Consider the following 13,178-nt stretch of genomic DNA (forward strand, 5'->3'; position numbering starts at 1 on the left):
GTCATCATTATTTCTGCGGTCACGCTATGTAGCGACGATGGATCCGGACATCACGTGACCATCACCTCACAGCGGCGACCTTGAAATCGCCCTGGATGAACCCAGAGGGGTCGTCCAGGGTCAGGCCGTTCATCAACTCCGCAGGAGCCGCTCGCCCACATGTCGGATAAAGGGGACACTGCCAATATCCATACAAGACGTCATGCGTCGAAGGTGTAAGATGCCGTCATCCTTCCCAGGAGGGGTTATTCTCCATGTCAAGCGACTCCGATATCATCGGTCAACTGGCCGTTGCTTTTACGTCGATGGAGGTTCTTGGGCGCCTTTCTTGGGCATTCAGACCACAAGATCTCTTGGACTATGGGATTGACGCACACGTCGAGATCCGGGACGGTACCGTTCCCACGGGGCGACTTCTTGCGCTTCAAATAAAAGGTGGCAGTTCCTGGTTTAGCGAACCTACAGCAAATGGATGGATCTATCGTCCTAGCGCTAAACATGTTAACTACTGGCTAGATCACTCCCTGCCGGTGATCGTTGTACTAGTAGATCTAGAGGAAAGGGTGGCATATTGGGAGCATGTAACTCATAAGACCGCGCTGAAAGTAAAAAAGAAATACAAAATCGAGATACCTCGCACCCAGACTCTATCTACCGCCAAGGCCGCCTGGTCCCTCCTAGATACGGATAGGAAGCTACGCGCCTCAGAACAGTATCAAGAGAACGTGAAGCACCTGCCTCCGTCTGTGGCCTCACTTCTGGACAAGAGCAAAACGGATAACCCGACGGAAGTTGCACTACTTGCTCTTCAACTTGCAGAGGGGCGGTTTGCGCCAGCATTCACAGTGCAAACGATGCTTGCGAGCCACCCAGACTGGCTCACTTCTCTTCGCTCTGATGGTTGGTGCGTTATCGGGCGATATGCTTCTGAGCATCAGATAGTGGAGCAAGCTGCACAAGCGTACGAGAATGCTGCGGAGCAAGCTCAGGAGGTGGCGGGAAAGTATCTCGCGCTCGCAGGATTGCAGCTCATACTTGCCGATCGATCCCGAGCAATTGATCTCCTGAACCGTGCTTCTGACTACCCTGACGCACAGATCCTGGTAGCCATCGGACAAATAAGTCTTTCAGTGGATCCCGATGCAGCGCTGCCGTTTGACATACCTGCCGATTCTATTCTGCATTCACCGACGGCCCAGCTTGAGGCAGGCGTACAAGCCCTCTATGGATTCCATGCCCAGAGGCGCGGCGACCACAACGAAACTGTTCTGCGCTTCTCTAAGGCGTCTGAACTGGCGCCGGATAATACGCACTACATGCTGGTCTTAGCTGAAGCCTTTGGACAGCGCGCGAATAGCGTACTCACTCAAGATACTGATTCCATTGAGGCGCAACGGTTGGCGCAGTCTGTTCTAAATAGTCGCAGGGCATGGGCAGGGGGTACTAAAGAAGCCTTGCGGCTTCTTCTAAGGATACTAGCCATTCGAGGCGACTATGAGGAGATAATCAACGTCGGCTGTCCAGCACCCATTGGCAGTGGCAGTGTATTCGAAATTCAGAACTTTGGTATTGCGCGCGTCATCCTCTCGGCCGCGAAGGCTTTGTCTCGCACCGAGGTCATCGAGGTGGTGCTCGACGCCGTTTCCGAAATTGATGGAGCACGCCAACTAAGAATGGAGTTCTCAGGTACAAAACTGACCGCCGAACAAGAAGAGTCACTGTTCTTGAACAACCTTCAATTTGGACTCGATAGCAATGATCCAGAGCTGATAGCTGTTAGTGCTACTCAGCTTGCCGGCAAAGGAATAGATAGGACAGCTGCCCTTGTCGATTATGTCGAGCGAGGAATTATCGCGGAAGCGACGAAAGAAATTGCTGAAGCTCTAATTGTTGCTCATTCGGATTTTGATCGTGCGCTCCCTCGGCTAAGGAAGCTAGCCGAAAGTGATCCCACGTCGGCCGAACAGTTGATAGTCCAGTTGGCTAAAAGAGGGCGGTTCGGCGATGCCGATATTGCATGTCAGCGGGCAATCGATCATCTTGGCATGACCGAAGTACTTGCGCTTCGTGCAGAGATTCTATCGAATGCTGGCTTGCACCAAGAGGCAGCCGCGGTGGCAAACGAGGCTCTGGGACAGGCAGCCATTGTCGGATCCACTCGGTCGCAAATGCATCATCTAGCGGCTGTGGGCGCAATATATCGCGATGATTGGAGTACTGCAGAACGTAACTACTATGCAGCCCTCGCAGATCTTCCGATAGGTCACGAATTTGTCCTGTGGAATCTCGTGAACGTTTTGCTGAAGAGACGCAAGGACGAAGCTGCTGCAAGGATCATTCAGCAGTATCACCTGAGTCCTCGGACCGCAAGAGATGCACGCTCATGGTTCCAGGCCATGGTTTCGCAAGCATGGAACGATATAATCGCTACCGAAGCGCTCTCCCTCGTTTCCAGGTTTGAGGAGGACGGAGAGCTAGGGAACGCTCTACTCGGGCACATTATCCAGAGGACTCAAGACTCCGACGCTCAGTCGGACGCGCTGCGGGTACGACCAGCGGGAACCAGTGCGCTGCACCCAATTAACTCGAGCCTTCGCGCACAAGCATTCGCTACTCTTGCAGACATTGCGAACAATACCTACCGTGAAGGCGTGACTCGCAATAGGGTCATTTCACTCGAAGAATTCCTTGGCTTTATGCGCAGCGAGGAGGCGCAGCGAGGGAATGACGTCCTCAAGCACATATATAGAGAAATTCAGGCGGGTAGTTCTCCGACTGGAATGGCCGCAACGGCCACCAAATCAAGCTACAGCCTTCTATTGCTTCAAAGAACCTTCTCGACGTATCAGGCGGTAGTCGCCTCAGACGAAATTCATGATCTTGAGATTGCTGCGGCTCTCTCCTCGCTAGATAGCGTTATTTCCGTCGAGCCCTCAGCGTTGATTGTGGCCAGTGCATGTGACTACATGGACGATATTCGACCGCTATTCGTAGATCTCCAACTGGCAGGTCCATCTCGCGACGATATTACGAGGGCAGTCGTAGAGGCTAGAGGTCTCACCGCCAGCCCTGGCACAGTTTCCTGGGATCGAGAGAATCAGGTGCTATCTTTCTTCGAAATAGGTGTCGAGGAGAGAGTTGCTGTTTGGAGAAGCGCCGAGCGCCTGAATGAAGTTGCGCGGCAGCTTACGATCGCACCTGTCGACGAGCTATTCCATTTTGATGGTTTTAGTGATTTCTCTAGCAAGGCGTGGCTTGCTCCACTGGAATTGGCGTTGCAGCGTGGGGTGAGTCTATGGAGCGACGACGCGGTGTTGCGTCAAGTTGCTCGAGAGTTTGGTATCTCTGCTTTTGGTACGGCGGCACTACTCGAAGGATTGATTCGTCTACGTCTTGAAGGGTCGGACGAGCCAGACGATACAGCAATCCGGCGTGCTATAGACGAGCAAGTCTCTCTTGTTCGCACTCTCATGTCCAACTGGGTCGTAGACGTCCCGGCATCGTTTGAGGACATCGTCGCGCAAGCTGCCATGGATAGCTGGCGGCCCCTAGCCGGCGCCACACCGCTATCGCGAGGCTCCTGGTGGTTGTGGCAAGGGAATCCTTTTCAGCTCCTTTTGGCGCTTTATGATCGTGTTGCTGCTGGTGACCCCACTCAATTGCCAAGTTGGCAGGGTGCCGCTATGGCTGGAATCGCACAGTGCCGCTTTAAGCAGAATGACGTAGAGAATCCTGCTATTACCAGCGCTGTCCTCGCTGCTGTTGCGTTGCTGGGATATGATCGAGTGCCAAACGTCGAGAACGCTCGTGATGGCTTGAAACGTGCAGCAAGTGCGGCCGAGTCTTCTGGGCTGCCTGATCCAATTCCGTTAGTACCGCAAGGAGCGAGGCTTCTGCAAGGGCTGGATCTTCTTCGAGAGGCAGGGGAGTTTGTTCATGATGTGCTGCGAGAAGAATGAGGACTCAATTCCGATTTGGTGTCATCCGATGTGCGGTGACAACCTGGCTGACAGGAAATAATCTATCCATATTCGCATCGTTCGTGGCCGTTGGTGACGATGACGTTCACCGACGGCACCAGGCTGTTGGCTTTGGGCGCGTTGGGGTCGTGGTGGAAGTCGATCCGCGGGGCCATGCTTCAGGACTCTACCGGCGTCGCCTTGGCCCACACCTTGTCGTAGCTCTCAGCGTAGGTGGCTACCATGTCGCCTCCGGCCACCCGGCGTAGATGCGGGGGCATTGCCGGCGCGGGTGCCGTACACGTGCATGTTGATCAGGTATTCGTCGTCGACGCGGCAGATCGAGTGCCGGAGGTACTCGAAACCCCAACCTTCTGATCCGTAGCCAGTTCGAGATCATCCCCGGCTGTCCATGACTCTCCCGATGCCCCGGTCGCGCCCTGCCTTGGGGGGTCCGCCATCCAGAAGCATCCGTGATCGTCCAAGACCCTTGTTAGCAGCTGCGTTAGCAAGATCGTATCGCGAGGCCATCGGCACCTCCCTTGGCCGCATGCCTGCGCATCCCTGCACGTCACCCTCGATGTCCACCCGCGCGTAGTCACCGCCAATCGCAGGTCTCCGTGACCATAAATGTGTGCGCCGAGGTCACCCCAGAGGACACACCGAAGGCACTCTAGGGGCTCGACAAGCGTCCGGACTCGTCGCCATATCTTCCCGCCTTATAAGATCACAAAGAGCGGAGCGGTCTCTGAACCGGTCTCCACGTGATCACACGCGGGGTAAAAGCACCTGTCCGTGCACAGCTCCAACCGTATGATCGTCGGATGATGACCTGAAAGCCACAGACGGCCGAAACGAAGAATGTCACGACGACTGATGAATCCCGCGATGATCAGTCACTAGCTTCGAGGCGAGGGAGCACGGTGAGCAGCGACCACCAGAAATACGCCAGCTTCATCTGGTCAGTGACAGACCTGCTTCGTGGAACCTACAGGCAGCCGACTTATGGCAAGATCATTCTTCCGTTCACCGTGCTTCGTCGGCTCGACGGTGTGCTGGAGCCGACGAAGGCCGCCGTGCTGGCCAAGGCCGAGGAGCTGAGGAACAGCTCATTGCCCGACGGGGCCAAGGCTCGGATCCTGCAGATCACCGCGGGGACGACTTTCTACAACACGAGCAAGCTCGACTTTAAGGCCCTGATCGGCGACCCGCAGAACGTCGCGCGCAACCTGCTGGCGTACATCGCAGCATTCTCTCCGGGCGCGGTGGAGGTGTTGGAAAATTACCACTTAGATCAGCTGATCACCCAGCTCGATGAGGCCGGGCTGCTGTACTTGGTAGTGGCGAAGTTCGCCGAAATCGACCTGCACCCGAGTGCGGTCGACAACCACCAGATGGGCCACATCCTCGAGGAAATAATCAGGCAGTTCTTCGAGGCCTCGAACGAAACCGCTGGTGAGCACTTCACACCGCGCGAGGTCATCCGACTCATGGTCAACCTCCTCATGGCCCCGGACGGCCAGGATTTGATAACCCCCGGCATCGTTCGCACGGTCTACGACCCGGCCTGCGGGACCGGCGGCATGCTCACGGCGTCGGAGGAGCACATCACCCGGTACAACAGCAGGGCCACGGTTAAGGTCTTCGGCCAGGAGATCAACTCCGAGTCGTGGGCGATCTGCCGCTCAGACATGATGCTCAAGGGTCAGGAGGCGCTCAACATCGCCCTCGGCGACTCCCTCACCCAGGATGGGCACCTCGGCAGAAAATTCGACTATCTATTGGCGAACCCTCCGTTCGGCGTGGAGTGGAAGAAGGTGCAAAAGCAGGTCGAGGACGAGCGTGACAACCTCGGTTGGGCTGGCCGGTTCGGCGCGGGCACGCCCCGCATCAGCGACGGCTCATTCCTATTCCTCCAGCACATGATCTCCAAGATGAAGCCGGTTGATCAAGGTGGCTCCAGCATTGCAATCGTCTTCAACCGCTCGCCCCTCTTCAGCGGCGCCGCAGGATCGGGGGAATCGGAGATCCGGCGCTGGATTCTCGACAACGACTGGCTGGAGGCCATCGTTGCGCTACCCGACCAACTCTTTTACAACACCGGCATCTCGACGTACCTCTGGATCTTGTCTAATCGGAAGGCGCCTGCACTGAAGGATAAGGTGATCCTGCTGAATGGACGGGACTATTGGACCAAGATGCGAAAGTCGCTCAGCGACAAGCACAAGGTCATCACCGATAACCAGATCGCAGAGCTCACGACTATCTACAAAAACGCCTTGTCGATCTCGGCCGATCCCAAGCACGAGCACCACACGAAGACGAAGGTTTTTCTGCGCCACTCATTCGGCTACCAGTGCATCACTGTCGAGCACCCGCTGCGCCAACGGTTCGAGGTGACCTCTGAGACGGCTAACGCCTTGGCTGGGACGAAAGAGCTCGTAAAGTTCGACCAGCGTGACGCACTGCTCGCCGGGCTGCGGTCCTTAATTGGTACGGTGTGTGGGAACAAGCTGGAGTTCGGCGGCAAGCTTAACGCGGCCTTGCGAAAGAACAGTCTGGGCACGCTGCCGGCCCCGATCGAGAAGGCAGTGTGGGCGCAGGTTGCGGTCAACGATCCCGGGGGAGAACTGCAGACTGACCAAAAGGGTAACCCGCTGCCTGATCCCGATCTACGACAGCTCGAGAAGGTGCCGCTAACCTCCTTGCACTCAACTCCAGACCAACTACAGATGGAAATCGAGGAATACATTAAGCGGGATGTGCTGCCTCATTTCCCAAACGCATGGGTGGACAACTCAAAGACCAAGATCGGTTACGAAATCTCCCCAGCGTTGTTCCTTACAACCCGGTGGACAGATCGTTTCGAGCCACTCGGGAAGGTTACACGTCAAGTATCACCACGGCCGGTGACACGGGAGGCAGAGCTGCAATCGCCGGTGCTGAGGGCACGTAGCCTTCAGCTGGTTGACTTCGCTTCGGAGCTGTCCGAGTTTCCCTCCCCTGGAGATCTTCTGACACCCTGCTCTGGCGGGGATATCGTGGGGCAGCCCGGAAATTGGCGCGTTCTTCCTGAGCCGTTTGGCTCGGCCCTTACTCCGCTCAAAGTCCTTCGGCCCCTAGGCCACAGCGGCAGGGTATTGTGTGAATGGCTCAACTCGACGAAGCTCAACGAATACGTGCGCGAGCCCCAGTTGTCGACTACAGCGCCCGTCCCCATCAGGGCGATCATGGATCAGGAGCTGGACCGCCTACTTAAGGATTTAGACGATGGTCGGCGCAGCCTCCGGAGAACCACTTCGAGGATTCTTCCCAACATCTTCAATGAATTGACGAACGATAGCGAAGACGTCCAGTGGACGGCCAGATCCTTATCATCCGAGGCACACTTGATCGATGAACTGGTGCGCCCACTTGAGGACCCCCTCTGGCGTGCCGAGTGGAGCTATCCCTATCATGTCGCGGCCCTTGCGCGGCAGTACAGGATTGCTTCCACTCCCGATTCGCGACGAGACGGCATTATCAAGCTAGGGGAAGGTGTCGCGCGAGCCCTCGGAATAATCGCACTGGCACTGGAAATACGTAGACGCGGATCGTTCAGCTCCGCAATGCGCAAGAAATTTAACATCGGCGCAAGTTTTGGCACATGGCTCGAGATAGTCAAGCAACTGGTAGAGGCGGATACCGTTCCAGAACTTCCAGAGCTTAGTAGCGCGCTCAATCCTGGTAGCGCATACGAGATGCTACACCAGATCCAGGGCTTCAGAAATGTCTCGCATCACGCACACGGCATGCCTTCGCGCTATCAGCTGGAGACTGAAATTAGCCAATTGGAGCCTATTCTAATGGCCGGCTTGGAGTCGGTGAGCTGGCTTTCAGGCCTTCGCTGGGAGTTGGTTGATCAGTGCCAGTTTCTCGGCAACGGCAGCAATCAGTTGGTCGGTGAGCTCCTTCGTGGCAGCCACCCGGATTGGGAACCTTTCACTCGACTTAGCGTCGAGCAGCTCATTCCTAACCGGATTTATGTCGGAAGCCCCTCTTCGAGCAATCTTATCGATCTTTGGCCTATTGCGTCGTGTGAATTGTGCGCCAAATGCAGTGCAAGGGAATTGTTCCTGCTTGACAAGGTTACCCGTGACGGCCTGGTTCTGCGCAGTCTAAAAGGACACATGATCGATCGTGCTCTTACTTGGTAATCATAGGTGTTTCAGCATGGCTGATGCACGAAACCGCAGGCGAAGCGCAAGCAGTTCCGATCATGGCAGAATTTTCGGCGTGGCGATCGGAGCGATGCTCGCTAGCGCGCCAGCTTAGATGGTTTCATGGACCAAATATTCTTGCGTAACCTTTAAGGGTATGAGAACTCCTGACCTCCTGCTGTAGACGAGTGCAACCATGCTGTAAAGGTGCTCGCCGACTGCCTGGCCCAGACCGGACCCACCCTCGACACCCGGCAAAGTCATGACCGACTCTACGAATTCAATCTGTTGTAGTCGTCCTCACCGTGGCTCATCAGCTGGGCGGCTGCAGGTCACCTCCGAAGCTCAGCCCGTCATCAAGTAAGGACGCCGGCCGCTCTGGGCCAACCGTCTCCGGAGCCGCCCGGCAACCGGGGGACGAGGCCGACACTCTTTCACCAAGGGGCGCCTACTTCCTGGGGTGGTTCCCAGCTGACAGCCTGAGTTGCTTGGTGAAGGCTGCCACTCCCGTCCTCCCATGTGAAAGTTAGAACGTCGTGCGTGGAGGCCCCCCAGGATCTGACTACGTTAAGCTTCACTTCCGCTCCGGGAGGTAGAGCAGCCAGCGGCAGGTATGGCGGCTCAGGTGTGCTCTCTCTGCGAAACAATGCTTTTGGATCTGCCGAGTCAACAGGATGATCGAAATCGAACTCCAGGGGACACGCCGCAGATGCAACCGCAACCTTATAAGCGGTTTCTCCGCCTCGGTTTTTTACCCGCACTATCCCATTGGTCGGGTCGCTGCGATTGCGGTATACAGTAGCTGAAATTGCGGCCGACTCTCCTGCTGATATAATGCCAAATTCTCGGGCGAACGTTGTACCATCCAGAGCAAAAGCGGCCCCCACTTCTCGTCGCGTCATGGGTTTGTTGTGAGTTCCGACACGATGGAGTATTCTTCCCCGCTTGACGCTCAAATGGGGAATCCGGCCGCTGGGTGGAATAATTATAACGAGTTGACCAATAGAGGGATCCGTTCGGCTGGGTACCGGGACTAGGTCTATACGAATCGGCTCGTCTACTCCTTCGCGGGCTGCTTGAACGGCTCGCTGTTCCATTGTTCTGAGATCGTGATCGTGTAATGTAGCAGCGCGGTCAGCTTTGTCAGTCTCTATGCCTATTATCAAGACGCCGCCACCGCTATTCACCATCCCAGTCATGTCGTCCGCCAAATCCTCTGGGCTTCCGAGCTGACGCTTAAAATCAAGATGGCGCGTCTCGGTGGTTTGGCTTTGCGCCAGCTGCTCCAGCCCTTCCCTCAGGACGACGTTGTTGGGCACCCCGTATCGCGAAAGTAGTTCCATGGGCACACAGTAGAACCTTTCGGCTTCTCGTGGATGTGCGCGGCCGAAGCTGCTGGCGGCCGGGACGGGGTTCCAGGCCACATGCCCGGCCGCCGAGCGAATGTAGGGCTCCGAGGCGGTACAACGGACTTCAATCCTCGACGCCGCTGCCAAGGGCCGACGAGGTCGGTCCTTGGCAGCCGATCGCCCCAACCCTGCTCGGCGAGAACCGAAGTGAGCGATCGTCACGGCCGCAAGCAGAGCACTTCATTACGAGTGAGAACGAGATCGTCCAGGGATATCCACAGGAAGTTATGGACCCTGTTCAAGGGCACCCTGCGGGGTCGACTCCGTCCACCGATGTCCATGATCGTCCAGGACTGTGTTAGCAACCGCGTTAGCAGATCGTCCCTCAGCCACCTTGGGACAAGCCGACCCGGGCGCAGGGCCGCCAAGCCCAAGCATCGGAAGCGGCCGGTCAGCATGACCTAGAGCCCCGTTTCACATGTCGATTCCAATTTGTCCGAAGTGGGCTGCTGCTTATTGGGTCAATCTGGTTGGCGTCGCTGGATATTGTGCCAGCAACCCGGGCGTCCGAACGTAGGGCATCAAGCGGAGCGACGGCTCAGCACAGGGTCGGCGACGAGCCGGGCGGGTTGGCAGAGAGTCTGGCCGTATAGGTGAAACAACTGGTCTCGTGAATCGAAGTACCCCAGATCTGCCCGGACGTGGGCGGACAGGTCGCAGCTTGGTGAGGACGTGCCATCCCAGTCCACGACCGTCCGAGCCACGGCGTCGAAGAGGGTCTCGGTGCTTCTGTTGCTCAAGCCGGAGCCCGAGCACAGGCCGTCGTAGAGCTCCGAGACGGGCACCCAGCCCTCGTCGATCCAGAACTCCGGCCAGGCCAGGACGATGTCAGCGGGAACCACGGCACCCAGGCACGGGAAACGCGGGTACCAGAAGGCGCCGTCGATCATGCGCCCTCTGACTCGGGTGGTGATGCCACAGGCGCGGGCTACTGCCTCCAGCACCGCCATGCGCTGGCTGCACGAGCCTCTCCCACGGGCGATCGTCACGGAGACGGGCTGCTCATCGTTCATCGCGTACACCGGGCGGATGCACTCACCGATCAGCCGATGTGCGACTCTCACCAACTCGCGCTGAGGCGAGCGTGCAACCATCTGATCGAAAAGCTGGAGAGTCATCTCTACGCGCGCCGCCAACTCGACAACGCTCGGGTGATGCCAGTCGAGGATCGGAGTGGCGGTGGTGCCACCGACGGTCGAAATTGAGGCCGGCACCACGGCACGCGACCGGCGTCGGGGGCTAAGTAACCGCGAGGTCATCTGGACAGCCTACGAAACGTACTGCTGCCTTGGTCGCATCGGCCGGACCCCCGAGAACATATGTCCTCCAGGCTGAGATGAACGCGGAGTACTACAACGACACGTACGGCGACTGACGTCGCTGTCAGTGGCACGAAGCCCTAGAGCGTCGATCACTACAAGCATCACACGGAAGTGCTGGAGAGAGCGATCAGGGATAGCAGTTGAACTGCCGATCATCCGCTTTCTCCGGCGGACCAACCGCCCCAGCGCAGACCACTGCCTCAAGGATCAGCGGCGATAGGCGATGGCCGCTGAGTGCTATTGGTGCAGTACATTGTCGTCAGCAAAGTCGTTAGCCAAGCTGCCCGGTGGCAAGGCCCGACGAAGGAGGGCCGCGGCAGCCGATCGCCCCAACCACTGCGGCGAGAACCGAAGACTGCGATCGTCACGGTCTCAGGTGAACACTTCCCTGCCCAGTCGAGCTGGTCGTGTGGCACGACCGCGCGCACATGGACAGTAATGCAGATGTGCTACGGACGTTCTAGTGGCTGATCAATCACTGGCGCTAGGAATGGCACCAAACACTGTGCGCGACCGTCCCGATCCGAAGGCTGTGCAGCGTTACGGGGTGAGATTATGACCCAATCTTGCTTTCTATGTACTTCTGTAGCGTGGCAAGTGCCACGTCACTAGCCTTGTCTCCTATCCTAAATAGGAATCCTTTAAGTCGCTGGGCCGCAGTCAGTCGGTCTTCTTGCTCGGCATCAGGATCTTCCACCTCGTGGACGGCAGATTCCAGCACGGCTGAATCGGCTTCACCAAATCGAGATACAAGTTCGAGCAGCTTGATAGCATCGGGATTCAGACTTGCATTTCCACTTACTTCTTGGGCCACAATTCCGTGCACCGAGTTGATATACTGCTGATTGATCACAACTTTAGGTGACGCCGACCTATCTGCTAGCGCGGTGGTTTCTATTGCAAGCGCAGCCATAGGGCGCGCCGCAGAAGGGATCATCCTTTCTATAATATCGGAAGAATCAGTCTCAAACGTGGATTCTTCCTCAAGCTCTGCCTCCAAGCGGTGCCGGATAGCAAGAACACGCACCTCCCGCTCTTGCCGAATGTCTCGATTGAGCCTGCGAGCATCGCGCGCATACCTAGCAATAATGCCAGCAGCGGCCACTTTTTCTATGTTATTGCCTGCGAGAATCCGCTCCGCAGCCTCTGGATCATGTATGCATAGATCAAGAAAGTCTGAGAAGCTTTTCAATTCATCGGAGAGCCCTTCGCCTTTGAGCGCTTCGTCTCCATAGAACTCGTGCACCTCGCCACTGCTCGTGGTATATCCTCCAAGCCGTATCCGCTGCCCCTTGACCTGGCCAAGCCAACTACGAAACAGATCCAACAGTTTGCCGGCTTCCGCAGCCCATAGGCGTCCCGATGGAATGTAAATGCGAAAGAGGAGCTTCCTGTCGTGCTGTCCAATGAAAGTTGAGGCCAGCGCAGATAGTTCTGCATTCGTTTTATATGGAAGAATATGCAAATTGTACCGTTGAGCGAGGTCGCGAAACTTTTCGCGCACTTCTGGATCAACCGAACGCAAGAATTCTCGATCCCAGAGGAATGATAGATCGTCATCATCCTCCGTCTGCGGCAGTTCAAACCTGACTGGACGCTCCTCTTCTTCTGCCAGTACCTGTTCGTGTACGAGGATCGCATGAGGTAGACGCTGTAGCGACTCAAGAATAAGCTTTGCGGGTGTCTCATATGCCGGGTGTACAAGCATGTCACACGTCTGGGCAGTTAGTTTGACAAGAACACCTACCAGAGTTGGATCCTGCAGGATTTCGTTTATACGCAGCCAGTTCTCGTAGCCGGACTGCAGCATCTTCTTCCGGTAGTAAACTCCAGAGTTTTTCAACTTTTCGACAGCTGACTCTTTGTCTACGTTTCCAAGGAATAGGAAGGTGGGCGGACCTTGCTCAATACCAGTCAACGCGATCTCCATGACTGCAGGACCGATGTCCCACATGCGACAGTGTTGCACAAACGAAACCGACATCTCGGATTTTCGCACCGTGATTGACGCCACGCAAGTCCACAGCTGCCTCGGTCTACTTATTACACGTATATGACAGTTTAAGTGGTTAGATTCATCTTGTCCTAGTCGCGCAGAAATTTCATTACGAAGATGGCCGTCTCCTTGGCCAGTGCCGACGATGCGTTCGCTATCAGGGCCGTATGTCTAGATCCAATGCCGCTAAGTTAGGGATTGTCGGCGTACTACTTGGAGTGCAGAGCTGAGTACGGGTAAACGTGCAGAGCTGTCAGCGCTGGTCGGTCGAGAGTGGTTCGGGTGGGTGGCGT

Annotated in this window: 5 protein-coding genes and 1 pseudogene; 2 read left to right on the plus strand and 4 right to left on the minus strand. The window is 56.5% G+C overall.

What is annotated here, in order from left to right:
• Window positions 1–254: 254 nt before the first annotated feature.
• Window positions 255–3,959, plus strand: a complete 3,705-nt coding sequence (locus AB0F17_RS65750) for a DUF4365 domain-containing protein (RefSeq protein WP_358047609.1) — start codon at window positions 255–257, stop codon at window positions 3,957–3,959.
• Between the two features lie 89 nt (window positions 3,960–4,048).
• Here the strand turns inward: AB0F17_RS65750 and AB0F17_RS65755 are convergent.
• A pseudogene (locus AB0F17_RS65755) lies at window positions 4,049–4,135 on the minus strand (NUDIX hydrolase); the annotation flags it as partial.
• Window positions 4,136–4,882: 747 nt separating this feature from the next.
• On the opposite strand from AB0F17_RS65755, the gene AB0F17_RS65760 reads away from it, so the two are divergent.
• Window positions 4,883–8,155, plus strand: coding sequence for a class I SAM-dependent DNA methyltransferase (locus AB0F17_RS65760; protein WP_358047611.1), 3,273 nt, complete (start codon window positions 4,883–4,885; stop codon window positions 8,153–8,155).
• A 437-nt stretch (window positions 8,156–8,592) separates the two neighbouring features.
• Here AB0F17_RS65760 and AB0F17_RS65765 read toward each other — a convergent pair whose 3' ends face one another.
• The 3 genes from AB0F17_RS65765 to AB0F17_RS65775 all read right to left on the minus strand — a co-directional run bounded on the left by AB0F17_RS65765 (window position 8,593) and on the right by AB0F17_RS65775 (window position 12,819).
• Window positions 8,593–9,501: an ATP-binding protein gene (locus AB0F17_RS65765; RefSeq protein WP_358047613.1), complete on the minus strand. Its 909-nt coding sequence runs from the start codon at window positions 9,499–9,501 to the stop codon at window positions 8,593–8,595.
• A gap of 587 nt (window positions 9,502–10,088) precedes the next feature.
• On the minus strand, window positions 10,089–10,826 hold the full coding sequence (locus tag AB0F17_RS65770) for a transglutaminase-like domain-containing protein (protein ID WP_358047615.1): 738 nt from the start codon (window positions 10,824–10,826) through the stop codon (window positions 10,089–10,091).
• Window positions 10,827–11,442: 616 nt separating this feature from the next.
• Window positions 11,443–12,819, minus strand: coding sequence for a hypothetical protein (locus tag AB0F17_RS65775; protein ID WP_358047617.1), 1,377 nt, complete (start codon window positions 12,817–12,819; stop codon window positions 11,443–11,445).
• Window positions 12,820–13,178: the final 359 nt, after the last annotated feature.

The organism is Nonomuraea sp. NPDC026600 (genome assembly GCF_040638335.1).
Lineage (GTDB): Bacteria > Actinomycetota > Actinomycetes > Streptosporangiales > Streptosporangiaceae > Nonomuraea.